Below are 22,568 nucleotides of genomic sequence, written 5' to 3'. Positions count from 1 at the left end.
AACGTGATTGACCCTACTGGACACTGGATTCCGTTACGCTGACCGCATGTTCGACTACGGCGGCGAGCCCGCGCCCACCGGCCCCCGGCACCTGCGCGTGCGCGGCGGCACCGCCCTGACCGGGTCGATCGACGTCAAGACCTCCAAGAACGCCGGGGTGGCGCTGCTGTGCGCGAGCCTGCTCAACCGCGGCCCCACCGTCCTGCGCCGGGTCGCCCGCATCGAGGAGGTCAACCGCATCCTGCGGGTCCTGGACTCGATGGGTGTCGAGCACGAATGGCTCAGCCCCGAAGGCGACCTGCGCCTCCAGCCGCCCGAACGCCTCGACCTGACCCGCATCGACGCCGACGCCGCCCGCCGCACCCGCTCGATCATCATGTTTCTGGGGCCGCTCCTGCACGACTACCCCGAGTTCGAGCTGCCGTTCGCGGGCGGCTGCGAGCTCGGCGACCGCACCGTCGAACCGCACCTGACCGCCCTGCGCCGCTTCGGCCTCGCCGTCGAACGCTCGCACGGCTGCTACCGCGCCACGGTCAAGGAGCACGTCGAGCCGCCGCGCTCGATCGTCCTGACCGAACGCGGCGACACCGTGACCGCCAACGCGATCATGGCCGCCGCCCGCTTCCCGGACGTCACCGTCATCCGCAACGCCTCCTGCAACTACCAGGTGCAGGACCTGTGCTGGTACCTCGAGAAGCTCGGCGTGCGCATCGACGGCGTCGGCACCACCACGCTCACCGTGTACGGCCGCGAGCACATCGACGAGGCCGTCGACTACGCGCCCGCCGAGGACCCCATCGAGGCCTGGAGCCTCGTCGCCGCCGCCATCGTCACCGAATCCGAGATCACCGTGCGCCGCACCCCGATCGAGTTCGTCGAGATCGAACTGGCCCTCGCCGAGGAGATGGGCCTGGCCTATTCGAGGAGCCCGGAGTACCTGGCCGCCAACGGCCGCACGCGCCTGGCCGACCTCACCGTCCACCCCTCGCCGCTGCGCGCCGCGCCCGACAAGATCCACCCGATGCCCTTCCCCGGGCTCAACATCGACAACCTGCCGTTCTTCGCGCTCCTCGCCTCCTGCGCCGAGGGCGGGACGATGATCCACGACTGGGTCTACGAGAACCGCGCGATCTACCTGACCGAGCTCAACCGGCTCGGCGCCCGCGTCAAGCTGCTCGACCCGCACCGGCTCCAGGTCGAGGGCCCGGTGCAGTGGAGCGGCGCCGAAGTGGTGTGCCCGCCCGCGCTGCGCCCGGCCGTCGTCCTGCTGCTCGCGATGCTCCGCGCGCAGGGCACCTCCGAGCTGCGGCACGTCGACGTCATCCACCGCGGCTACGAGCAGCTCGCCGAACGGCTCCAACTGCTCGGGGCCGAGATCGAGGCGTTCTGAGCCACGGCCGCGAGCGGTCCGCGACCGTATGTGAGACTTCAGACCATGAACATGCCGCCCGACGTGCCGCCCCAGACCTTCGCGCTCCTGAGCCTCGTCCAGGCCCACCTCAAGCACCTCGACAAGGTCGAAGGCCAGGTCATCGGCAGCCCGCAGTGGGAGGCCACCGTCGAGTCGACGAAGGCCGTGGTCGCCGCCAAGTCCCCCGGGCTCGCGATCACCGCCGAGGACGTCCCGATGATCGTCGGCACCGGCTCCCCCGACCGCAAGCGGCGCCTGTACGCGACGATGCCCGTCAGCCCCGAGATCGCCGCCCTCGCCGACGAGTCCGAAGTGGCCCTGTTCGCCTACAACCGGCGCGGCCGCCTCCAGCCCGCCAACCGCACGGCCCTGAAGTCGCAGTCCCGCGCCTGGTACCCGCCCGCGAAATCCCTGGCTCCCATGCGGATCATCGACGACGCCGTCTGGGAGCCCGTCGCCGCAGCGACCGGCGACGACGGCCGGCCCGGCATCATGGAGGCCGCCGCCGGATGGCTCGTCCTCCTCGCGGTCATCGCCTTCATCGCCGCCGCAGGCTATCTCCTCGTCTGGTTCTTCGACCTCCTCTGACGCCCCTCGACTGGCACCGCCACGAGCCTCCCGATCCGCTTGCTGAACAGCGGAAACGGGAGGCTCTGTCTTTTTTGGCGAGTGCGCGGGCGAAGCCCGTGCGCGTGCTTCAGACGGCCGATTCCGTTGACTGACAACGAGGTTTTCTACCTCGGAGTCGATATATCTTGTGAGAACTGCCATAATGGACGCATGCTGAAGATGGCCATTCTCGGATTCCTGCGGGACTTCCCGCTCCACGGCTACGACCTCAAGAACCGCGTCGCGAGCCTCGCCGGGCACGTCCGGCCCGTCGCGGACGGGACGCTCTACCCGACGATCAAGAAGCTGGAGGACGCGCAGTGCCTGACGCGGCGCACCGCGCCGGGCTCGGTCGCGGCGCCCCGCCACATGCTGGAGATCACCCAGACCGGCACCGACCAGCTGCGGCGGTGGCTGCGCGACCCCGAGCCGGGGTTCATCACCGACGACAACAAGTGGTACGTGCTGCTCGCGTTCCTCCACCACCTGGAGAACCCGCGAGAGCAGGCGCTCGTGCTCGCGCGGCGGCGCGAGTTCCTCGACCAGCCCGCGCAGCTGTTCTTCGACGAGCAGGGCGCGCCGATCCCGCCCGAGCGGCTCGAGTCGCCGTTCCGCAAGGGCCTCATGCAGATCCACCGGTCGACGAACCTCACCGAGATCGACTGGCTCGACCGCCAGATCACCGACCTCAACCGCCGCGCCGGGTTCGCCGTCCAGCAGCGCGGCGGCGCCTGATCAGCCGCTGAGGATCGTCGAGAGCAGCACGAAGAAGACGACGATCAGGATGATCACGGCCGCGCCGGTCACCAAGACCGCGGGCTCCTGCGTCAGCGGGCGCTTCGCGGGGTGCTGCTGCGGCTGCTGGTACGCCTGCTGCGGGGCCGGGACCGGCTGGGGGTAGCTCGTCTGGGGCGGCAGCATCTGCGGGGCCTGGGCGGGCGCCTGGACCGGCGGGCGCGGCGCGGACATGTGCCCGGGCGAGACCGGGCCGCCCGAGGTGGGGCGCGTCATCGGCTGCTCGGACGGGGCCGGGCCGGACGCGGCGCGCACCGCGCCCTCGACCACGACCGTCTCGGGCTGCTCGAACGTCTGCGGCGGCACGCCCAGCTTGGAGTGGATGAGCTGCGAGATCGCCGGGATGCGCGAGGAGCCGCCGACGAGGAAGATCCCCACCAGGTCGGCCGGGTTCATCCGCGCGGACTGGATGGCCCGCTGCAGGCAGTCGACGGTGCGCTCCAGCGGCGGGCGGGCGATCTCCTCGAACTCGGCGCGCGTCAGGTGCGCGTCGACTTCGAGGGCGGGCAGGTGGATGTCGGCGCTCGCGGTGCGCGAGAGCGTCTCCTTCGCGCCGCGCACGTCCTCGTAGAGCATGCGGCGGTAGCGGCGGTCCCGGTCGTCGGAGGGGGTCAGCAGCCGCTGCCACTCGGCGGGGTGGGACTTGCCGTAGGTCTTGCCCAGGTGCTCGACGATCCCGTGGTCGAAGTCGAGGCCGCCGATGTCGCCGACGCCCTCCTCGGCGAGGACCTCGAACCCGGTCTGGGTGCGGCGCACCACGGTGGCGTCGAACGTGCCGCCGCCGAGGTCGTAGATCGCGAGCGAGCGCCCGGGCGGGACGGCCGTGCCGAGCACGGACGTGAAGTAGGAGGCCGCGGCCACCGGCTCGGGGATGAGCTGCGGGGTCGGGAGCCCGGCGAGGCGGGCGGCGTCGACGAGGATCGCGCGGCGGCGCTCGCCCCAGCGCGCGGGGTGGGTCAGGCGCACCTGGCCGGGCATCTGTCCGGCCTGGCGCTGGGCCTCCAGGGCCACCTGCTGCAGCACGTACGCGAAGACCTGCGGCACCGGGATCTCGGAGGTGCCCAGGAACAGCGAGCCGTCGTCGATGCGGCGCTTGGGGTTCGGCTCGAAGCGCGCGGGGTCCATGCGGGCGTTGCGCTCGGCGTCGCGGCCGACGAGCATGCGGCCGTCGGAGTTGTAGTACACCGCCGAAGGCAGGATCGGGGCGCCGTCGAACAGCAGCGGGCGTACGCGTCCGTCGGCAGAACGCAGCACCGCGACGGTGTTCGAGGTTCCGAAGTCGATGCCTAGCACGTGCATGTGAATACTCCCTCTCGGCGCGCCAAGTCTGCTTGCGAGCCGTAGACGCGTCTTGCCTGAACGACACCTTACTGGGCGCGTCCACACCTGATGCGACCCGATCGGCGTTCACCGGCCGCCCGCGCCCGGTTCGCCCCGGGCTGGCCGGAAGGTGCTGGACGGCGTTTGCCTCCGGTGATGTCCGGCGCCGAACGGGACGAGCGGCATCTCACGTGCTCGGCCGCGCGGATACCGGCCGGTGTTGTGTCACACTTCAAGGGGACGTCCGTGGGCGGCCGCAGGAGCGCCGGGCCACACTTGGGGGTCCGCATCGCGAACGCGGCGCCTGGGAACGGCGGTGCCGGGAAGGATCCGGCCGCGTCCCGGCGTTGTACGAAGCGAAAACCCCAGGAATCGGCGTGATCGGCTGGGGATTGAGTGCGCCGGCCCAGGGCTGACCGGGTCGGCTGCGTGTGGCAAAGCGAATGCTCCAGAGGAAGTGCAGGGGAACATGGGCGACAGAATGCTGAGGGGCTCCCGTCTCGGCGCCGTCAGCTACGAATCGGACCGCAACACGGAGCTGGCCCCGCGCCAGACCCGCGACTACGTCTGCCCGCAGGGGCACCGCTTCGAGGTGCCGTTCGCGGTGGAGGCGGAGATCCCGCTGACGTGGGAGTGCCGTCTCGACGGTTCGACGGCCAAGCTGGTCGACGGCGAGGAGCCGGAGACCAAGAAGGTCAAGCCGCCGCGCACCCACTGGGACATGCTGCTGGAGCGCCGCTCGATGGAGGAGCTCGAGGAGATCCTCGACGAGCGCCTGCAGGAGATGCGCGCCCGCCGCGGCGAGCGCTAGGGACTAAGCGAGCCTCACGGGCCCGGGTCGATCGACCTGGGCCCGTTCTTCGTGTCCCCGTACTTGACCGGCTCGTCCGCGTCCCGCTCGTCGATCACTTCGCCGTCGATGACGTCGGCGCCGCCGAAGTTCATGACGGGGGCGCTCCTGGCGAGCCAGCGGCCCACGCCGCGGAAGAGCAGCCGGGTGGGCGGGAAGAGCAGCAGCAGGCCGACGAGGTCGGTGACGAACCCGGGGATGATCAGGCACACGGCCCCGGCCAGCGCGTAGCCGTTGGGGAGTTCCCTGGTGGGGTCGCCGCCGGAGTTGAGGTAGTCGCGGGCGGACGCGAAGGACTTCTTGCCCGCGTTGGTCACCAGGGCCACGCCGAGGACGGTGGTGCCGACGGCGATCAGGATCGTGAAGAACAGGCCGATCAGGTACACCAGGCCGATGAACGCGGCGGCCTCGGCGATGACCCATAGGGCCAGCGCGAGCCGGAAGGCGAACGGTGCGCGTTTGGGCGCCGCGGGCGGCTGCTGGTACGTCACCCTTCGATTCTGCCACGCCGGAGGGCGTCTTTGAGCTGGCGTGTGCGGTGGGCCAGGCCCCAGCGGCTCACGTTCCAAAGGGCCTCAACGGTGATGGCGCCGCTCATCTTGGAGGCTCCGGCGCGGCGCTCGGTGAAGACGATGGGGACTTCGCGGATGTCGAACCCGGCTTTGACGGCGCGCCAGGTGAGGTCGATCTGGAAGCAGTAGCCGACGGAGTTGACGGTGTCGAGCTGGAGCTTGTGGAGGCCGTCGAGGCGGTAGGCGCGGTATCCGGCGGTGACGTCCTTGACCTTGAGGCCGAGCATGGCGCGGGTGAAGACGCCGGCGCCGCGCGAGAGGGCGAGGCGGTGGAGTGCCCAGTTGCGGACGGCGCCGCCGGGGATGTAGCGGGAGCCGATGGCGACGTCGGCGCCGTCGTCGAGGGCTTCGAGGAGGCGGGGCAGGTCGGCGGGGTCGTGGGAGCCGTCGGCGTCCATCTCGACGACGGTGCGGTAGCCGTGCTGGGTGGCCCAGTCGAAGGCGGCGAGGTAGGCGGCGCCGAGGCCTTGCTTCTCGGCGCGGTGGAGGACGTGGACGCGGGTCTCCGCGGCGGCGAGGGCGTCGGCGATGTCGCCGGTGCCGTCGGGCGAGGAGTCGTCGACGATGAGGACGTCGATGCGGTCGCACCCGGTGAGTGCGGCGGCGACGGTGGTCTCGATGTTGTCGCGCTCGTTGTAGGTCGGAATGGCCACAATGGCCGGACTGGTGTCGTTGCCGGTGGGGCGCCGGTCCGGTGTCTGGCTCATGCGATCGGCTTTCTAGGTCTGGCTGCGGCGGTGCTTGAGGTTGATCAAGATGGCGCAGGCCAGGGCCACCAGTGCCGCTCCGGTGAGGACCGCTTCAGGAAGGATACCCACTGTGGAGGCCGGAGTCGAGCGGTCGGACAGGGTGAGGTCCGATTGGATGACGGCGGCGGTGTTGAACTCGGTGGCCTGGGAGACCTCGCCGGTGTGGTCGGTGAAGCCGGAGACGCCGACGGTGGAGGCCATGAGGCCGTCGCGGCCGTGCTCGATGGAGCGGAGCTGGACCATGGCGAGCTGCTGCTGGGCCTCGTTGGTGTCGAAGGTGGCGTTGTTGGTGCCGACGGCCATGAGCTGGGCGCCGTCGAGGACGGACGCGCGGGTCTCGGCGTCGAAGGCGATCTCGAAGCAGATGAGGCCGGTGAGGGTGTAGTCGCCTACTTCGACGATGCCGGGGTTCTGGCCGTGCTCGAATCCGGCGACGTTGTCGAGGCCCTCGGACATGCGCGGGTCGATCCAGCCGGCGACGGTGCTGAAGAAGGCCTTGTAGGGCACGTATTCGGCGAAGGGCACCGGGTGGCGCTTTGAGTACATGTAGACCGGGCCCGCTTCGGGGTCCCAGACGATGGTCATGTTGGAGCGTGTGCCGTCGTCGTTGTGGACGATGCCGCCGAGGACGATGGGCGCGCCGATCGCGGCGGCGGCCTGGCTGATGAGGTCGTACGCGTCCTGGTTCTGCAGGGGGTCGATGTCGGAGGCGTTCTCGGGCCACATGACCAGGTCGGGGCGCTCTGCGGTGCCTTCGTTGACGGCGTCGGCGAGGTCGAGGGTGGCCTGGACGTGGTTGTCGAGGACGGCGCGGCGCTGCTCGTTGAAGCTCAGGCCCAGGCGGGGGACGTTGCCTTGGACGACGGCGACGTTGATCGTGTCGCCGTCGGGCGCGGTGGCGTTGATCGGCAGGGCGAGGGGGGCCAGCGCGGTGAACGCGGCCGCGGCGGTGAACGCGACGGCTTTCTTGATCCCAGCCGTGCGGCGCGTGATGAGAGCGAACCCGGCGGCGAGGAGGAACCCGCCGGAGAGGGCGACGAGGAAGCTGAGGAACGGCGCGCCGCCGAGCCAGATGGCGGCGGCCGTGGGCGAGTCGGCCTGGCTGAAGGCGAGGTTGCCCCAGGGGAAGCCGCCGAAGGGCTGGCGCGAGCGCAGGGCCTCTTCGGCGACCCACGCGACGCCGGTGAGCGGGGCCCAGGTCCAGCGATGGGTGTCGATGAGGCGCGAGCAGGCGGCCAGGCCCATGCCGAGCAGGCCCATGCCGAGGGCTTCGAGCGCGCACAGGAACAGCCACGGCCACTGGCCGACCTGCGTGGAGGACCAGGCGAGGAGGGGCAGGAAGAACGCCATGCCGTACACGAAGCCGACGCCGAGGCCGCCGCGGAGGCGGCGGCGGTGGACCGCCGCGCCGAGCCCGGCGACGGAGACGGCCGCGAGGGGCCAGGCGCCGTAGGGCGGGAACGCGAGGACGGCGAGGAGGCCGGAGGCGACGGCGGCCAGGAGCGCGGCGGGGAGCGTGAGGCGGCGTCCGAGCGGCGAGTCGGTCAGCACGAGCGGTCGCCGGCGCTTCGGCGCCGGGGGCGCCTGCCCGGGCGTGGGGGCGGCGTCGCGGTCGTCGTCGATCACGGTGCTCAAGTAGGGCGCTCCTCGCTGTGCGCGGTAGGCGAGGAGTCCTCGCCCGCGGGGCTCTAGCGTACTTCGGGCATGGCAAAGGGGCGTAGCTGTGTCCGGCTACGCCCCTCGCACGGGTTTCTCCCAGTCCCTGTACGGCCGGTGTCCCCTGCCGCGTCCGCTGGTGATCTTCGGACCAACTCGCACCCGTCTGGCTGAGCGTCTACGAGCTGTTGTCTAGGGATCTCCTGCGTCTGCTGCGGGTCCACCACCGGCGACCGGCCCGCCTTCCTCCGCCGACCCCCGCGATCTGGACCTGGCCGCCGGTAGCAGTGCGGCCGCGCTGCCACCTTGTCCAGTCTGCGTGGGAGCAAAGCAAGTCGAGTCGCCCCCGACGTTCGGCGGGCTTCCGTTTCCGGTCGTCCGCCGAGGACCAGACCACCGTAAGCCAAACTGCGCCGATGGCGTCAACCGGGTCGGAATTTTGGTCCCACAAATTTTCTCGCGTCAGGCCTCGCGCGGAGTCGGCGCTGGCCAGGCGGCCGACCAGATGAGCTGGCCGTCGGCGACCGTGAGCGAGCACTTCGGATCGGGGACGCCGGGGTCACCGAAGTCCGGGAGTCCCCCGTCCGTGAGGTCCCACACTGTGAAATTCGCGCGCGTGTGCGGGACGAGCGACCCGGCGTCGTCGACGCCCAGGGCCCTCCAGCCGCCTCTGGTGGCCGCGGTGAAGGCCGCGGCCATCGGGAGTCGGGAGACGGGGTTGCGGTGGCGCACGGCGGCTCTCACGCCGCCCCAGGGGTCGAGTGCGGTCACCGGGGAGTCCGATCCGAAGGCGAGGGGGACGCCGACGCCGGCGAGCTTCGAGAAGGGGTTGGCGGCGAGCGCGCGTTCGCGGCCGAGCCGGGTGGCGTACATGCCGTCGGGGCCGCCCCAGGCGGCGTCGAACGCGGGCTGCACGGAGGCGTGGACGCCGTGGTGGACCATGCGGGCGATGAGGGCGGCGTCGAGGAGCTCGGCGTGCTCGATGCGGTGGCGGGCGTGGCGGATCGCGTCGAGGCCGAGGACGGGTTCGACCGCGTCGAGGCCGTCGAGGACGTTCGCGATCGCGGCGTCGCCGATGGCGTGGAACGCGGCGGGCAGGCCGGCTTCACGGCAGTCGAGGAGGTGCGCGGCGACGTCGGCGGCGGTCAGGTACTCGGCGCCGCAGGTGTCGGCGTCGCGGTAGGGCTCGCGCAGGAACGCGGTGCGGGCCCCGAGGGAGCCGTCGGCGGAGAGGTCGCCGCCGCAGCCGTGCGCGCCGAGGTCGCGGGCCTTCGCGGCGGCGCGGAGCTCGCCCCACCAGCCGTGGACCGACGGGTTCCCGGGCCGCTGCCCGAGCTCGACCAGGCCCTGGAACTCCTTCTCCCCCAGCGGGTCGGCGGCGACGGGGATGAAGTGCTCGACGACGGCGGCGATGCCGCGCTCGGCGGCCGTGGCCAGCGCGTGCTCGGCGAGGGCGAGGCGCTGGGCGACCGGGACGCGGGCGCCGAGGGTGGCGCGGGCGGCCTTGTGCGCGGCGCGGGTGAGCACGCCGGAGGGGTGGTACCCGTCGTGCTCGGCGAGCTCGGGGTGCTCGGCGAGGAGGCGGGGCGTGGCGATGCCGGTGTGCCCGCAGGCGCGCGAGAGGTAGGCGATGCGGCCTCCGGCGGCGCGTTCGACCTCTTCGCCGGTGGGCAGGGCCGGGTCGTCCCAGGCGGTCTCGTCCCAGCCTCCGGCGAGGACGAGCGCGTCGGCGGGGGTGGTGCGCGCGAACGCGTCGAGGTGGTCGAGGACGGCCGCGGCGGAGCGGTGGGCGGCGAAGTGCAGGCCCCCGAGGGCGTTCCCGGTGGCGGTCAGGTGCACGTGGGAGTCGACGAACGCGGGCGTCACGAGCCCGCCGCCGAGGTCCTCGGTGCGGTCGGCGGCGGGCGCGTCGGCTTCGGGGCCGACCCACTCGATGCGGTCGCCGACGGTGAGCAGCGCGGTCGCGTCGGGGCTGGTCGGGCTCAGGACGCGCCCGCCGCGCCACAGGACGCGCTCGGCGGCGTTGTTCTGGAGGAGGCTCATGCCCCCAATGATGTCAGCCTGCGGGGTGCAGGACGCGGTGGAGGAAGGTCCGGGCCCGCTCGGTCTTCGGGTTGGACAGGACGTCGGCCGGGGGCCCGGACTCGACGATGACGCCGCCGTCGAGGAACAGGACCCGGTCGGCGACCTCGCGCGCGAACCCCATCTCGTGCGTGACCACGAGCATCGTCATGCCTTCGGCCGCAAGGCCCTTCATGACCGACAGGACCTCGCCGACGATCTCGGGGTCGAGGGCGCTGGTCGGCTCGTCGAAGAGCATGAGCCGGGGCTTGACGGCCAGCGCGCGGGCGATGGCGACGCGCTGCTGCTGCCCGCCGGAGAGCTGCGAGGGCTTGGCCTGCTCCTTGCCTTCGATGCCGACGTCGGCGAGGAGGCGGCGGGCGGTGGCGACCGCCTCGTCCTTGGGGGTCTTGCACACGCGCCGCTGCGGGATGACGAGGTTGTCGAGGATCGTCATGTGGCTGAACAGGTTGAAGTGCTGGAAGACCATGCCGATGTCGCGGCGGGCGAGGTCGAGGTCGGCGTCGGGGCCGGTGAGGTCGTGCCCGGCCGCGGTGATGGTGCCCTCGGTGGGGGTCTCCAGGAGGTTGACGCAGCGCAGGAGCGTGGACTTGCCGGACCCTGAGGGGCCGATGAGGCACACGACCTCGCCTTCGGCGATCTCGAGGTCGATGCCTTTGAGGACCTCGTTGTCGCCGAAGCGCTTGTGGAGGCCTTCGATCCGGACGATCGGTTCGGGTTCGTCGGTCATCGGGTTTCTCCTCGCTTCTCCAGGCGGCGGGCCAGCAGGCCGAGGGGGATGGTGAGCAGCAGGTAGAGCAGGCCGCCGACGAGCAGCGGCGTGGCGTTGGCCTCGGAGGTCAGCTCGTTGCGGGCGAACTTGGACAGCTCCATGGTGGAGGTGGTGACGCCGAGGACGAACACGAGGCTGGAGTCCTTGGTGAGCATCACGAGCTCGTTCGTCAGGGGCGGGATGACGATCCGCAGGGCCTGCGGCAGGACCACGGTGACCATGGTGCGGGTGTGGCTCATGCCGAGGGAGCGGGCCGCCTCGACCTGTCCTTTCGGGACGGCCTGGATGCCTGCGCGGACGCTCTCGGCGATGTAGGCCGAGGAGGTCAGGCCGAGGCCGATGGCGACTTGGCCGTAGACGCCGCCGGGGTACTGGATGCCCGGGAACGCCTGCGGGACGCCGAAGCCGACGAGGAACAGCACGAGCAGCGCGGGCAGGCCCCGGAAGACCTCGACGTACGCGGTGGCGAACCACCTGTAGGGGCCGAAGTCGGAGACGCGCATGAGCGCGATGGGCACGCCGACGACCATGCCGAACACGAACGCGAGCAGGGTGTAGACGATGGTGTTCCAGAACGGCGTCCACACCGCCGGGAACATGTCGGCGGCGATGTCGAGCTGGAAGAAGGAGTCGGCGATGCGGCCCCAGTCCGCGACCGCCGCCAGCGCGATCACGACGGCGATGATCACGGCGTACTGGATCGTGCGCGAGAGTCGCTGCCGCTGCTTCGGCGTCATGCGCCGTTCAGTGGTCTCGGTTGCGGCGTCCACTACTGACCGGCGTCCCCGGTGTAGGGCTCGCCGATCCACTTCTCGTAGAGCTCGGCGTAGGTGCCGTCCGCGAAGGCCTCGTCGAGCATGGCGTTGACCTCGTCGAGCAGCTCGGTGTCGTCCTTCTGGACGGCGAAGCCGTAGTGCTCCTCGGTCTCGATGGGCTGCACGAGGACGAGGTCGGTGGAGTCGCCGATCATGGCGCTCCAGGTGGCGAGGTCGGCGATGGAGGCGTCGACGCTGCCGGAGGTGAGGGCGGAGTTGATGTCGCCCATGGTCTCGAAGGCGACGACCTCGTAGCCGTACTGGCCGGCGTTGTCGTTGGCGTAGGTCTCGCCGGTGGTGCCGGACTGGACGGCGACCTTGAGGCCGGAGAGGGCGTCGAGGCCGGTCACCGCGGATCCGGCGGGGACGACGAGGGCCTGGTCGGCGCGGTAGTAGGCCTGGGACATGCCCATGGCCTCCTGGCGCTCCTCGGTGATGGTGAGCCCGGCGGCGGCGATGTCGCAGGTGCCGGCGTTCAGGGCCGAGCCGGAGCCGATGGAGTCGAAGTCGATCTCGACGACCTCGACGGTCTGGTCGAGGCGCTCGGCGAGGAGGTTCATGAGGTCCATGTCGAAGCCGACGTACTCGCTGCCGTCGAGGTACTCGAAGGGCTCGAACGGGACGTTCGTGCAGACGGTGAGCGTGGAGTCGTCGCCGGAGTCCGACGTACATGCGGCGGCGGCCAGCCCGGTCCCGATCAGGGCCAGTGCGGCGGCGGCGCGGCGGGCATAGGTGTTCACCTGAGGGCTCCTCATAGTTGACGGATCCGCCGATCATTCCGGTCGGACACTCCCATAGTTGTTCCAGCTGGTGGAGAATGTGGCAGGTTTCGCACTAAAGGGCCCGGTCGAATCGGCGTTCGCACGCTCTGTCACAGCCGCGTGAGAAAGTGGTGGGCATGCTGATGCTCATCGACGCCGCCTCGCTGTGGTACCGCGCCTACTACGGGCTGCCCTCCTCGATCAAGGCCCCGGACGGGCGGCGCTCGGGGGCGGTGCGGGGGTTCTTCGACGGCCTGGCCGTGCTCGCGCGCAAGTACTCCCCCACCGGGATGGTGTGCTGCCTGGAGGGGAACTGGCGGCCGCAGTGGCGGATCGACCTCATGCCCGGGTACAAGGCCGCGCGGGCGCTCCCGGACGGCTCCGAGGACGCCCCGGAGGGGCTCGAGGAGCAGGTCGCGGCGATCGAGGCGCTGCTCCCGGCGCTCGGGGTCGCGACGGCGTCGCACCCGGGCTACGAGGCGGACGACGTGATCGCCACTTTGGCCGCGCGCACCGCCGAGCCGGTGGTCGTGGTGACCGGCGACCGGGACCTGTTCCAGCTCGTCGACGACGACCGCGACCGCAAAGTCGTATACCTCGCGCGCGGGATATCTAAGGCGGAATTGTTCGACGGGGAGGCGGTCGCGACGAAGTTCGGCGTCGCCCCCGAGCACTACGTGGACTTCGCGGTCCTGCGCGGCGACCCCTCGGACGGCCTGCCCGGCGTCAAGGGCATCGGCGCGAAGACGGCGGTGACCCTGGTGAACACCTTCGGCGGCATCGCGGGCCTGAAGGCGGCGGCGGCCGAGGACGGCTCGGACCTGCCCGACCGCCAGCGCAAGGCGATCACCGAGGCGGGCGAGTACCTCGACAAGGCCGTCAGGACCTCCACCGTCGTCGCCGACGTGGACGTGCCCGTGGTCGACGCGACCCTGCCGACCGCCCCGAAGGACCCCGAGGCGGTCGTGGCCCTCGCCGCCGAATGGGGCGTGTCCTCGGCGCTCAAGCGCTTCGAGGAGGCCATCGCCCGCTAGGTCACTCCCACACGGTCGCGGCCGCCTCGAACTCGGCGCGGTCGGAGTGCACCGGGATCACGCAGACGATGTGGCCGCCGGGCGCGCGCAGCGTCCGGCACTCCAGCCAGCGCGAGATTTCGGTGGCGCCCAGCGCGATGAGCCGCGCGGTCTCGGCGTCGAGATCGTCGGTCTCCATGTCCACATGGAGGCGCGGCTCGCCCTCGTCGATGCGCTGTACCACCGTGACGAGGCCGGGCAGCGCGCCTTCGAGGACGGTGAAGTGCTCCTCCCCCGCCGCGGGACGCGTCGGGACGCCGAGGGCACCCGACCAGAACGCGGTCGCCGCGTCGGCGTCGGGCGTGTCGATGAGGACCGTCGAGATGCGGCTGCGGTGCACGGGGTTTCCTTCCGGTTCAGCACGATCGGCACGACAGTCGCCTGCCGTGCCGATCAGCGGCGGTCTAGACGTCGGCGACGACGCCGCGGCGGATCGCGTCGACCGCCTCGTAGGCGGCGTCCGCCAACTTATTGGATGACTCGGTGCCGATATATCTAGCGGCAGTACCCATTTGGTGCAGCAGGTCGGCGGTGCGCCGCGCCCACCGGACGAAGTCGCCGCCGGGCATCGGCCACGGGCCGTCCGCGGCCGCGAGGGCCTTCGACAGCTCCTCGCCGCGCGTCCACCGGTAGATCGGCCAGGCCAGGCCCATCTGCGGGCGCGAGATCAGCGACAGTCCACGCGTGTTCTCCGCGCGGCGGATCGCCTCCCAGCGGCGCATGGTCTTGGCGACCGGGTCGACGATCGGGCCGGGCACGGCCACGAAGAACTCGTCCTCCTCAAACCGGGACTCGTAGATCACCGTCGAGGCGATCGCGGCCAGCGAAGCCGGGTCCAGGCCCTCCCAGATCCCGTCGCGCAGGCACTGCGCCACGAGCAGGTCGGTCTCCACGAACAGGTTGCGCAGCAGCCGACCGTCGGTCGTGACGGTCTCGCCGTCGAGGTACCCGAACTCGCTGAGGACCTCCCGCACGGCCGTGAACTGCCGCGCCAGGGAGTGCTCGCGGCGCTCGGAGCGGCGCCGCAGCAGCTCGCCCTCGCGCTTGAGCCGCGACCAGCGGGACGCGTGCACGGTGTGCTGCCCGGCGTCGGGGCACATCCGGCACGGGTGGGCCTTGACCTCCTCGCGCAGCCGCGCGATCTCGGGGGTCTCGGCCGCCCCGCCGCGCCGCGTCGGACGCGAGCGGTCCCTGGTGGCCTCCCGCAGGCTCGAGGCGAGGTCGGTGCGGGACTTGGCGTCGCGCCGGTCGAACCGCTTGTCGATACGGATGCGGGTGACGACCTGCACGCCCCCGTCGAACGCGGAGGTCTCCAGCGTCCCGGCCCAGCCGTCGGCGGTGAGCACCGACCAGCGCGGGTCGTGGTGGCGCGAACCGCCGGTGGGGCGCAGGAACACGGCCCAGCCGGTGCGCTTGCCGCGGGAGATCCAGATGACGTCGCCGCCGCGCAGCTTCTCCAGGTTCGTGCGGGCCTCGTCGCGCAGGGCGCCCTTGCGGCGCTTCTGCGCGCCGCGCTCGGCCTGCGAGAGCTGCTGCGTCAGGTCGTAGTAGGCGAGGAAGTCGCCCAGGTGGCACTCGGCGCCTTCGGCGGCCTCGGCCGCGCGGCGGTTCAGCGTGCGGGCCTGCTCGGCGATGTGCACGGCCTCGGCGTCGGACTGGAACTGCGCGAACGAGGACGCCAGGACCTCCTGCGCCCGTTCGACGCCGGCCGCGCCGATGAGGTTCACGGCCATGTTGTACGACGGCGCGAAGCTCGAGTTGAGCGGGTAGGTGCGCTTGGAGGCGAGCCCGGCGAGCTCCTTGGGGCGCACGTCCTCGGCCCACACCGTCACCGCGTGGCCCTCGACGTCGATGCCGCGCCGCCCTGCACGCCCCGTGAGCTGCGTGTACTGGCCGGGGGTGAGCATGACGTGGTCGGAGCCGTCGTACTTGATGAGCCGCTCCAGGACCACCGACCGCGCGGGCATGTTGATGCCCAGCGCGAGCGTCTCGGTCGCGAACACGGCCTTGAGCAGGCCGCGCTCGAACAGCTTCTCCACGACCTCCTTGAACACCGGCAGCAGCCCGGCGTGGTGGGCCGCGATCCCGGCCCCCAGTCCGGCGAGCCACCGGTCGAAGCCGACGGCGTCGAGGTCGGCGGGGTCGATGTGGGCGACCGCGGCGGTCGCGTAGTCGACGATCTCGTCCCGCTCGCGCCCGTCGGTGAGCCGCAGCCCGGCCCGCACGCACTCGTCGACGGCCGCGTCGCACCCGGCGCGGGAGAAGATGAAGTAGATGGCAGGCAGCAGCGCGGCCTGGTCGAGGCGGGAGACCACCCGGCCCCGGTCCACATAGGGCCGTCCGCCGCGGCGGCGGCCGCCCTGGCGGCCCTCGTTGCGCTCGCGCGCCCGGGCGTCCTTCTTGAGCAGTTCCTTGGAGACGTAGTCGCCGTCGGGCTCGAACAGGTCGAGCAGCGCCCCGCCGATCATCATGTGCTGCCACAGCGGCACCGGCCGCGTCTCGGAGACGACGACCTCAGTGGACCCGCGCACGCTCTTGAGCCAGTCCCCGAACTCCTCGGCGTTCGAGACCGTCGCCGAGAGGGAGACGACGCGGACCTCCTGCGGGAGTTCGATGATGATCTCCTCCCACACGGCCCCGCGGAAGCGGTCGGCGAGGTAGTGGACCTCGTCCATGACCACATAGCGCAGTCCCTGCAGTGTGGAGGATCCCGCGTAGATCATGTTGCGCAGCACCTCGGTCGTCATCACGACGATGGGCGCCTCGCCGTTGACGACCGTGTCGCCGGTCAGCAGCCCGACGTTCTCGGCGCCGTGCGCGGCGACGAGGTCGTTGAACTTCTGGTTCGACAGCGCCTTGATCGGGGTGGTGTAGAAGCACTTCCGGCCTTCGGCCAGCGCCAGGTGCACGGCGAACTCGCCGACGACGGTCTTGCCCGCGCCTGTGGGCGCGCACACGAGCACGCCGTGGCCGCTTTCGAGGATCCGGCAGGCCTCGACCTGGAAGTCGTCGAGTTCGAACGGGTAGTCCCCCGCGAAGGCCGCCAGCTGGGGCCATTGCCGGCGCGCCTGCGCGGCGGCGTGGCGTTGGGCCGGGGAGCGGTCGTCGGCGTAAGGCACGTCGGCGTTAACCATGGCCTCAACACTAGTCTGCCGCACCGACAAGAGCATCCCGGTAACGCGCCTTCCGCACCCGGCTGTGACGACGCCTACACGGCCGGGTATCGTCCGTTTGTGCACCGGGATTCCTCACCAGGAGACGACGATGCGGGACGCGGAGGGGTCGACGCGGTCCTGTTCGATTTCCAAGGCACCTTGGCGCAGGTGGAACCGCTCACGCGCTCGGTGATGCTCGCGGCCGAAGCGTGCGGGCGCAAACTCGACCCGATGGCCGTCACCGCCCTCGCCGACGCGATCGGCGCCCAGGGCTGGGTCGGCGCGGGCATGGAGGCGCGGGTGCGGCCGCATTTCGCCGACGCCTGGGCCGACCGCGACCTCGACGACGAGGCGCACCGCGAGGCGTACACGGCCCTGGCCGAGCAGGCCCACGGCGTGTTCGACGGTTTGAGCGAGGCCCTGTACGACCGGCTCGCCTCCCCTGAAGGCTGGGTCGCGTACGCCGACACGATCGGCACGCTCGTCTCGCTGAAGGCCCAGGGGTACCCGATCGCGCTGGTGTCGAACATCGGGTTCGACCCCCGTCCGATCCTGCGGCGCTTGGGCATCGACCGGTTCATCGACGAGTGGGTGCTGTCCTGCGAGGTCGGTTTCTGCAAGCCGGACGAGAAGATCTTCTACGCGGCGTGCCACGCGCTCGACGTGGAGCCGAGCCGGGTGCTCATGGTCGGCGACAGCATGGCCGACGCCGGCGCGGCGCGCATCGGCGCCCGCTGCTACCTGGTGCCGCACGCCGAGGCGGGCCGGATCGTCGGCCTCGAAGCGGTGCTGCGGCTCGTGCGCGCCGGCTGCTAGCGCGCGGCAGCCCGAGAACGCCGGAAGGCCCCCGCCGCGACAGCGGTGGGGGCCTTCCTTCATGCTCGACCTTCGTCCTCAGCGGACTCAGGTGATGTCGTCGTAGCCGTCGACGCGGCGTCCGAAGCGGCCGCGCCGCTCGGGTTCGCCCGGGTAGTCCTCGTCGTCGAGACTGCTCGCGCCGATGTCGGCGGTCGCGGTCAGGTCGTCGGCGGAACCGATGTCACCGGCTTCGTCGTCGTCCCACTGGTCCTCGTACACGATGCCCTTGCGCTTGTCGTTCAGGTAGGCGACACCGCAGGCGGCGAGGTAGAGGATGAGCATGCAGATGGCCAGCGCCGTCATGCCGAACGGGTCGGGCGTCGGCGTGAACACCGCGGTGAAGATGAAGCTCACCACGACCACGATCCGCCACCAGCCCAGCATCTGCTTCGCGTTGACCAGCCCGATCACGTTGAGCATCAACATGATGAGCGGGAATTCGAAGCCGATGCCGAAGACCATCATCACCGAGAGGAAGAAGTTGAGGTAGTCCTCCAGGTTCAGCAGGATGACGAAGTCCTGGCTCGCCAGCAGCATGATGAACTCCATGCCGTGGGAGACCACGAAGTACGCCAGGATCGCGCCGGCCAGGAACAGCGGCGCGGCGATCCCGATGAACAGGTACGCGTACTTGCGCTCGTTGCGGTGCAGGCCCGGGGCGATGAACGCCCACAGCTGGTACAGCCAGATGGGGGCGGTACCGACCAGTGCCGTGTACAGCGCGATCTTCAGCATCAGGGCGATGTGCGAGATCGGCGAGTTGAGCACCGCCTCGCACTGCGCGCCGTCGCCGGACTCCGTCACACCGCTGCCGAGAGCGGAGCAGTACGGATTGGCCAGGAACGTGATGATCTCGTCGGCGAAGTAGAACGCGGCGCCGGTGCCCACCAGGATCACGAGGACCGAGACGAGCAGTCGGTTGCGCAGGTCCGCGAAGTGCTCCATGAGCGTCATGGAGCCGTCGGAGGCGCGCTGGAACTTGGACTTGCGTTTGCTCTGGCGCCGCGGCGGTTCGTCAGCCATGTGCGTAACGACCGGTTCCGGGCTAGCGGGTCTTCTTGTGGTCGACCGATTCGCCGTCGATCACGGACTCGTTGACCGGCTGCGGCGGCTCGAGCGGCTCGCGCGTGTGCTTGGGCTCGGCGCGGGTGTCGCCGTCCTCGTCGGGCGAGCTCCCGTCCTTCTTCATGGCCTCGGTCTCCGACTTGAGGATCCGCATGGAGCGACCCAGACCACGCGCCATGTCGGGAAGCTTCCTGGAGCCGAACACCAGCAAGATGACAACGACGAGAATGATGATGTGCCAGGGCTTCAATGCACCCATTGTTCGGTCCCTCCGGATATATGTCGGTGACGTTAACCATCGTATGCCGCTTGGAAGGCGGCTGCCACGGAGCCTGAGTCTCGGCTTGGTACCGGGTTCACCTGCGGTGGCGTGGCTACGACACTGTCGAGCCGGACAAGCATGACCGACGTTTGACACTTCCGTCAACACTGGAGCCTTCGGGAACCCTGATCTTTATCAGAATGTGGCGGCGGCGACGGTGGTGCGTCACTTCTTGGGCAGTGCGGCGGCGGTGCGTTCGGCTTCGGCGAGCGTCGCGTTCAGGCGTTCTTGCAGGTCCTGCAGTTCTCCTGCGCGTTCTTGGACGCGTTCGAGGCCGAATCGGAGTTCTTTGAGGGGGCCGAGGAGGCGCGCGGCCGCGACGGCCAGGAGCACGAGTCCGGCGAGTGCCAGCACGACCGATATCGCCCAGATCATCGGGTCAGTGTAGCGCCGGGCCCGCCCGGGTTCAAGCGGGCCCGGCGGCGGGTCGCGGCGCGGGGTCAGGCGGTCTGGTAGCGGGCCAGCGCGGTGCGGGCGGTGTGGCGGACGGCGTCGCGCAGCTCGTCGGGGGCGACGACTTCGGCTTCGCCGCCGAGGCCGAGGACGAAGCGGCGGGCCCAGTCGAGGTCGCGCACGCGCATGGTGACGCGGCGGCGCCCGTCCGGTTCGCCGGTGATCTCGTCGCACGGGTAGGCGTCGGTGACGCTCTTCGCACCGGGTCCGAGCAGCAGCTGGATGCGGGGCAGCTCGGAGGCGAGGAACGCGGTGGGCGCGGGCTGGTTGGTCAGGCGCAGCGGCTCTGAGGGCTCGTCGAGTTCGGAGCAGGCGTCGATGCGGTCGATGCGGAACTGCCGGATCTCCCCCGCGGCGCGGCACCAGGCGCGCAGGTAGGCGTGCCCGTCGGCGGCGACGACCTCGATGGGGTCGACGACGCGTTCGGAGGTGGTGTCGCGGCTGGCCGAGTAGTAGGTGATGCGGGCGGCGTGGCCGGAGGCGACGAGCGCCGCGTACCGCTCGGCCTGCGGGTCGGTAACGGTGTCGCGGACGGCGACGTCGGCGGGGGCCTCCCCTGCGGCGGCGGCGAGCTTGTCGAGCGCGGAGGCGATGGCGGCGCGGTCGCCGACGCCGGGCGTGTCGGCGAGGACCCGCAGGGCGACCGAAAGTGCGAGCGCCTCGTGGGCGGCGAGGCGGACCGGGCGGTCCATGCCGGCGGCGAAGAGGACGCGGACCTCGTCGGCGTCGAAGGCCAGGTCGATCAGGTCGCCGGGGCCGTAACCGGGCAGGCCGCACATCCACAGCATGGTGAGGTCGGACTGGATCTGGTCGGCGTCGACGCCGAAGTCCGCCGCGAGCTCGGCCATCGGGACGCCCTCGGGGCGGGCGACGAGGTACGGGACGAGGTTGAGGAGGCGGGCGAGCCGGTTCTGCTGTGTCACGTCGTCTCCGCTTCGTCGGCGAGGGCCTGCAGGCACGCGATGGTCTCCTTGACCAGTTCGGGCGGTTCGGTCACGAGCACGTCGGCGCCGAACGAGGCCAGCCAGGCGGCGGTCGCGGCGGTGTCGGTGTACGAGAAGCACGCCTGGTCGCCCTCGGGGGTGCGCGGGCCGATCTGGTCGGCGCGGCGGCGCACGCCCCAGGCGCGCTTGGGCCGGACGAGGACGGTGGCGCGGCTGGGGAGCTGGCGGTCCTCGGACGCGGAGGCGAACGCGAGGACGTCGACGCCGTCGGGGATCGTGAACGCCCCTTCGGGCCCGGTGAGGCGGACTTTGCCGCTGATGCGGGAGAGCCGGAAGCAGCGCTGGGCGCCGCGGTCGAGGTCGTACCCGGCGACGTACCAGCGGCCGCGCCAGGCCGCGCAGCCCCAAGGCTGGATCCGGCGCTGCTGGGCGGTCTCGTCGCGCGGGCCGAAGTAGTCGAAGACGACGGTGCGCCGCGAGGCGACCGCTTCCAGGAGCGGCGCGAGGGCGGCCTCGGCGCCGGGCAGGGACTTGACCGGGGACGCGGCGGCGTGCGACTCGACGTCGATGCCGGCGGCCCGGAGCTTGCGGAGCGCGTCGGAGGACCCGGACTGGAGCTCGGGCTGCTGCCACAGGCGCGCGGCGGCGGCCACGGCGGCGGCCTCGGCGTCGGTGAACTCGATCTGCGGCAGCTCGAAGTCGGATCGGGCGATCCGGTAGCCGGGCTCGCCGTCGCCGAGGTAGTCGATGCCGGACTGCAGCGGGATGCCGATGCGGCGCAGCTCGGCCTTGTCGCGTTCGAACTTGCGCTGGAACGCGTCGTGGGCCTTCTTGTCGTCGTGGTTGTGCTCGTAGCCGGGCACGGTCCGGGCGATCTTGGTGGAGGTCTGGAAGCGCCGCGAGGACAGCAGGCAGAGCACCAGGTTCACCAGTCGTTCAGTGCGATCGTTGGACACCCGCCCAGCCTATGCCAGGCGGTGGAGGCGCTGCCAGCACGCCCGCCCGCGCGCGTCGCACGTCCCGCGGGCGCCGGTGCGGGCTCGGTGCGCCGCACCGGTTCCGGGCGCGCTTGGTAGGGTCCGGGCGTGATCAGATGGCGATACGGGACCGTCACCGGCGTGCGCGGCGGCTGGCGCGGCTGCACCGAGCTCGAGGTCGACGTCGAGGCCCGCGAGGGCGAGGACGCGTTCTCCTGCCGCGGCCTGGCGTACGACGGGCTGGTGGGCGTGCCCGAGGTCGGCGACCGGGTGCTGCTCAACTGCAACGCCATCGCGAAGGGCCTGGGCACGGGCGGGTACGCGCTGGTCGTGGCCGTCCCCGACCGGCTCCCGGCCGACGTCGACGCGCCCGGCCACATCGTCAAGGCCCGGTACACGCCGCTGCAGGCGATGCGCCTGGCCGTCGACGAGGACGACTCGCCGCACCGCGCGGCCGTCGAGGCCTGCGAGGACCTCGGCGGGATGCCGGTGGTCGTCGCCGACCTGCACTCGGCGCTCGCGCCGGTCCTCGCCGGGATCGAAGCGACCGCGCCCGGCGCGCGCGTCGCGTACGTCATGACCGACGGCGGTTCGCTCCCGGCGTGGTTCTCCCGCCAGCTCGACCAGCTCTCCGAGAGGCTGTGCACCACGGTGACGGCCGGGCAGTGCTTCGGCGGCGACCTCGAGGCGACGAACGTGCACAACGCGCTCATCGCCGCCCGCGTGGTCGGCGGCGCCGACATCGCGATCGTCGCCCAGGGCCCGGGGAACCTCGGGACCGGCACCGTGTGGGGCTTCTCGGGGACGGCGGCGGGCGAGGCGGTCAACGCGGCCGCGGTGCTCGGCGGCAGGCCGGTGGCGTCGCTGCGGATCTCCGAGGGCGACGCCCGGGAGCGGCACCGCGGGATCTCGCACCACTCGATGACGGCGTACGCGAAGGTCGCGCTGGCCGGTGCGGACGTCCCGGTGCCGGACGAGCTCCCGGCGGACCTCGACGCCAAGATCAGGGAGCAGCTCGCCGAGCTGCCCGACCGCCACCGCCAGATCGAGGTCGACTGCTCCGGCCTCGTCGAGGCCATGGAGGCGCTCCCGGTCAAACTGTCCACCATGGGCAGAGGCCTCGACCGCGACCGCGTCTACTTCGTCGCGGCCGCCGCGGCGGGCCGCCACGCGGCCCAGATCGCCACCCACCGCCCCTGACGAACCATCCGGCACGCCGCTTCAGCGCCCCTTCAGGTTCGCCCCGCTACGGTTGCGACCGGGGGCCCTTTCCCAGCGCCGGAACGACACTCGGCGTGCCCGGTGACCGGACGGCACTGTGGACCAAGC

At 71.3% G+C, this 22,568-nt stretch carries 22 protein-coding genes; 7 read left to right on the top strand and 15 right to left on the bottom strand.

The features are described from left to right. Positions 1-46 precede the first annotated feature (46 nt). The 3 genes from ACGGCP_RS19760 to ACGGCP_RS19750 all read left to right on the top strand — a co-directional run bounded on the left by ACGGCP_RS19760 (position 47) and on the right by ACGGCP_RS19750 (position 2,755). The gene (locus tag ACGGCP_RS19760) at positions 47-1,390 is read left to right on the top strand and encodes a UDP-N-acetylglucosamine 1-carboxyvinyltransferase (protein ID WP_392968128.1); all 1,344 of its coding nucleotides are present in this window, start codon (positions 47-49) and stop codon (positions 1,388-1,390) included. 45 nt (positions 1,391-1,435) lie between these two features. Beyond that, the gene (locus ACGGCP_RS19755) at positions 1,436-1,999 is read left to right on the top strand and encodes a hypothetical protein (RefSeq protein ID WP_392968126.1); all 564 of its coding nucleotides are present in this window, start codon (positions 1,436-1,438) and stop codon (positions 1,997-1,999) included. Between the two features lie 192 nt (positions 2,000-2,191). Beyond that, on the top strand, positions 2,192-2,755 hold the full coding sequence (locus tag ACGGCP_RS19750; protein WP_392968124.1) for a PadR family transcriptional regulator: 564 nt from the start codon (positions 2,192-2,194) through the stop codon (positions 2,753-2,755). Here the strand turns inward: ACGGCP_RS19750 and ACGGCP_RS19745 are convergent, their stop codons facing one another. Then, a complete protein-coding gene (locus tag ACGGCP_RS19745; RefSeq protein WP_392968122.1) occupies positions 2,756-4,114 on the bottom strand; it encodes an Hsp70 family protein in 1,359 nt (452 codons plus the stop codon). It lies immediately after the preceding gene. Positions 4,115-4,604: 490 nt separating this feature from the next. On the opposite strand from ACGGCP_RS19745, the gene ACGGCP_RS19740 reads away from it, so the two are divergent. Continuing rightward, on the top strand, positions 4,605-4,946 hold the full coding sequence (locus tag ACGGCP_RS19740; protein ID WP_205327476.1) for an RNA polymerase-binding protein RbpA: 342 nt from the start codon (positions 4,605-4,607) through the stop codon (positions 4,944-4,946). A gap of 14 nt (positions 4,947-4,960) precedes the next feature. On the opposite strand, the gene ACGGCP_RS19735 is transcribed toward ACGGCP_RS19740, so the two are convergent. From ACGGCP_RS19735 to ACGGCP_RS19705, 7 genes are all read right to left on the bottom strand, one after another. Then, a complete protein-coding gene (locus ACGGCP_RS19735; RefSeq protein ID WP_392968120.1) occupies positions 4,961-5,476 on the bottom strand; it encodes an FxsA family protein in 516 nt (171 codons plus the stop codon). Further along, positions 5,473-6,264, bottom strand: a complete 792-nt coding sequence (locus ACGGCP_RS19730) for a polyprenol monophosphomannose synthase (RefSeq protein WP_392968118.1) — start codon at positions 6,262-6,264, stop codon at positions 5,473-5,475. Before ACGGCP_RS19730 ends, ACGGCP_RS19735 begins: the two co-directional genes overlap by 4 nt. Before the next feature lie 12 nt (positions 6,265-6,276). Then, on the bottom strand, positions 6,277-7,932 hold the full coding sequence (gene lnt / locus ACGGCP_RS19725; RefSeq protein WP_392968688.1) for an apolipoprotein N-acyltransferase: 1,656 nt from the start codon (positions 7,930-7,932) through the stop codon (positions 6,277-6,279). A 492-nt stretch (positions 7,933-8,424) separates the two neighbouring features. Beyond that, complete coding sequence (locus ACGGCP_RS19720; RefSeq protein WP_392968116.1) at positions 8,425-10,005, bottom strand: amidohydrolase; 1,581 nt, start codon at positions 10,003-10,005, stop codon at positions 8,425-8,427. A gap of 13 nt (positions 10,006-10,018) precedes the next feature. Continuing rightward, positions 10,019-10,774 (bottom strand): amino acid ABC transporter ATP-binding protein, encoded by a 756-nt coding sequence (locus ACGGCP_RS19715; protein ID WP_392968114.1) that lies wholly within the window; start codon positions 10,772-10,774, stop codon positions 10,019-10,021. Further along, positions 10,771-11,553 (bottom strand): amino acid ABC transporter permease, encoded by a 783-nt coding sequence (locus ACGGCP_RS19710; protein ID WP_392968685.1) that lies wholly within the window; start codon positions 11,551-11,553, stop codon positions 10,771-10,773. Before ACGGCP_RS19710 ends, ACGGCP_RS19715 begins: the two co-directional genes overlap by 4 nt. 32 nt (positions 11,554-11,585) lie before the next feature. Beyond that, positions 11,586-12,371, bottom strand: coding sequence for a transporter substrate-binding domain-containing protein (locus tag ACGGCP_RS19705; RefSeq protein ID WP_392968112.1), 786 nt, complete (start codon positions 12,369-12,371; stop codon positions 11,586-11,588). A gap of 158 nt (positions 12,372-12,529) precedes the next feature. Here ACGGCP_RS19705 and ACGGCP_RS19700 point away from each other — a divergent pair, with 158 nt between their 5' ends. Further along, a complete protein-coding gene (locus tag ACGGCP_RS19700; protein ID WP_392968110.1) occupies positions 12,530-13,426 on the top strand; it encodes a 5'-3' exonuclease H3TH domain-containing protein in 897 nt (298 codons plus the stop codon). A gap of 1 nt (position 13,427) precedes the next feature. On the opposite strand, the gene ACGGCP_RS19695 is transcribed toward ACGGCP_RS19700, so the two are convergent. Together ACGGCP_RS19695 and ACGGCP_RS19690 are read right to left on the bottom strand one after the other, a co-directional pair. Next, on the bottom strand, positions 13,428-13,805 hold the full coding sequence (locus ACGGCP_RS19695; RefSeq protein ID WP_392968108.1) for a VOC family protein: 378 nt from the start codon (positions 13,803-13,805) through the stop codon (positions 13,428-13,430). A 64-nt stretch (positions 13,806-13,869) separates the two neighbouring features. Further along, positions 13,870-16,599 (bottom strand): DEAD/DEAH box helicase, encoded by a 2,730-nt coding sequence (locus ACGGCP_RS19690; RefSeq protein WP_392968106.1) that lies wholly within the window; start codon positions 16,597-16,599, stop codon positions 13,870-13,872. Positions 16,600-16,614: 15 nt separating this feature from the next. On the opposite strand from ACGGCP_RS19690, the gene ACGGCP_RS19685 reads away from it, so the two are divergent. Then, the gene (locus ACGGCP_RS19685) at positions 16,615-17,436 is read left to right on the top strand and encodes an HAD family hydrolase (RefSeq protein ID WP_392968682.1); all 822 of its coding nucleotides are present in this window, start codon (positions 16,615-16,617) and stop codon (positions 17,434-17,436) included. Between the two features lie 87 nt (positions 17,437-17,523). On the opposite strand, the gene tatC is transcribed toward ACGGCP_RS19685, so the two are convergent. From tatC to ACGGCP_RS19660, 5 genes are all read right to left on the bottom strand, one after another. After that, the gene (gene tatC, locus ACGGCP_RS19680) at positions 17,524-18,501 is read right to left on the bottom strand and encodes a twin-arginine translocase subunit TatC (RefSeq protein ID WP_392968104.1); all 978 of its coding nucleotides are present in this window, start codon (positions 18,499-18,501) and stop codon (positions 17,524-17,526) included. A 22-nt stretch (positions 18,502-18,523) separates the two neighbouring features. Next, positions 18,524-18,802 carry a Sec-independent protein translocase subunit TatA gene (tatA, locus tag ACGGCP_RS19675; protein WP_392968102.1) on the bottom strand — a complete coding sequence of 93 codons (279 nt, stop codon included), beginning with the start codon at positions 18,800-18,802 and terminating at the stop codon, positions 18,524-18,526. A gap of 228 nt (positions 18,803-19,030) precedes the next feature. Beyond that, positions 19,031-19,240: a hypothetical protein gene (locus ACGGCP_RS19670; RefSeq protein WP_392968100.1), complete on the bottom strand. Its 210-nt coding sequence runs from the start codon at positions 19,238-19,240 to the stop codon at positions 19,031-19,033. 65 nt (positions 19,241-19,305) lie between these two features. After that, on the bottom strand, positions 19,306-20,241 hold the full coding sequence (locus ACGGCP_RS19665) for a helix-turn-helix transcriptional regulator (RefSeq protein ID WP_392968098.1): 936 nt from the start codon (positions 20,239-20,241) through the stop codon (positions 19,306-19,308). Next, positions 20,238-21,218 (bottom strand): helix-turn-helix transcriptional regulator, encoded by a 981-nt coding sequence (locus ACGGCP_RS19660; RefSeq protein ID WP_392968096.1) that lies wholly within the window; start codon positions 21,216-21,218, stop codon positions 20,238-20,240. Before ACGGCP_RS19660 ends, ACGGCP_RS19665 begins: the two co-directional genes overlap by 4 nt. Before the next feature lie 129 nt (positions 21,219-21,347). On the opposite strand from ACGGCP_RS19660, the gene ACGGCP_RS19655 reads away from it, so the two are divergent. Then, on the top strand, positions 21,348-22,439 hold the full coding sequence (locus ACGGCP_RS19655) for a DUF3866 family protein (RefSeq protein ID WP_392968094.1): 1,092 nt from the start codon (positions 21,348-21,350) through the stop codon (positions 22,437-22,439). The last annotated feature ends 129 nt before the right edge of the window (positions 22,440-22,568 follow it).

The organism is Glycomyces sp. NPDC048151 (assembly GCF_043202775.1).
Taxonomy (GTDB): Bacteria; Actinomycetota; Actinomycetes; order Mycobacteriales; family Micromonosporaceae; genus Glycomyces.
This window is presented reverse-complemented; position numbering and strand designations above follow the sequence as displayed.

What these genes read in the sequence shown, in the direction of transcription:
- ACGGCP_RS19760 (WP_392968128.1), top strand. Translation starts at nt 47, where the DNA reads ATGTTCGACTACGGCGGCGAGCCCGCGCCCACCGGCCCCCGGCACCTG.
- ACGGCP_RS19755 (WP_392968126.1), top strand. Translation starts at nt 1,436, where the DNA reads ATGAACATGCCGCCCGACGTGCCGCCCCAGACCTTCGCGCTCCTGAGC.
- ACGGCP_RS19750 (WP_392968124.1), top strand. Translation starts at nt 2,192, where the DNA reads ATGCTGAAGATGGCCATTCTCGGATTCCTGCGGGACTTCCCGCTCCAC.
- ACGGCP_RS19745 (WP_392968122.1), bottom strand. Translation starts at nt 4,114, where the DNA reads ATGCACGTGCTAGGCATCGACTTCGGAACCTCGAACACCGTCGCGGTG.
- ACGGCP_RS19740 (WP_205327476.1), top strand. Translation starts at nt 4,605, where the DNA reads ATGGGCGACAGAATGCTGAGGGGCTCCCGTCTCGGCGCCGTCAGCTAC.
- ACGGCP_RS19730 (WP_392968118.1), bottom strand. Translation starts at nt 6,264, where the DNA reads ATGAGCCAGACACCGGACCGGCGCCCCACCGGCAACGACACCAGTCCG.
- ACGGCP_RS19720 (WP_392968116.1), bottom strand. Translation starts at nt 10,005, where the DNA reads ATGAGCCTCCTCCAGAACAACGCCGCCGAGCGCGTCCTGTGGCGCGGC.
- ACGGCP_RS19715 (WP_392968114.1), bottom strand. Translation starts at nt 10,774, where the DNA reads ATGACCGACGAACCCGAACCGATCGTCCGGATCGAAGGCCTCCACAAG.
- ACGGCP_RS19710 (WP_392968685.1), bottom strand. Translation starts at nt 11,553, where the DNA reads ATGACGCCGAAGCAGCGGCAGCGACTCTCGCGCACGATCCAGTACGCC.
- ACGGCP_RS19700 (WP_392968110.1), top strand. Translation starts at nt 12,530, where the DNA reads ATGCTGATGCTCATCGACGCCGCCTCGCTGTGGTACCGCGCCTACTAC.
- ACGGCP_RS19690 (WP_392968106.1), bottom strand. Translation starts at nt 16,599, where the DNA reads ATGGTTAACGCCGACGTGCCTTACGCCGACGACCGCTCCCCGGCCCAA.
- tatC (WP_392968104.1), bottom strand. Translation starts at nt 18,501, where the DNA reads ATGGCTGACGAACCGCCGCGGCGCCAGAGCAAACGCAAGTCCAAGTTC.
- tatA (WP_392968102.1), bottom strand. Translation starts at nt 18,802, where the DNA reads ATGGGTGCATTGAAGCCCTGGCACATCATCATTCTCGTCGTTGTCATC.
- ACGGCP_RS19670 (WP_392968100.1), bottom strand. Translation starts at nt 19,240, where the DNA reads ATGATCTGGGCGATATCGGTCGTGCTGGCACTCGCCGGACTCGTGCTC.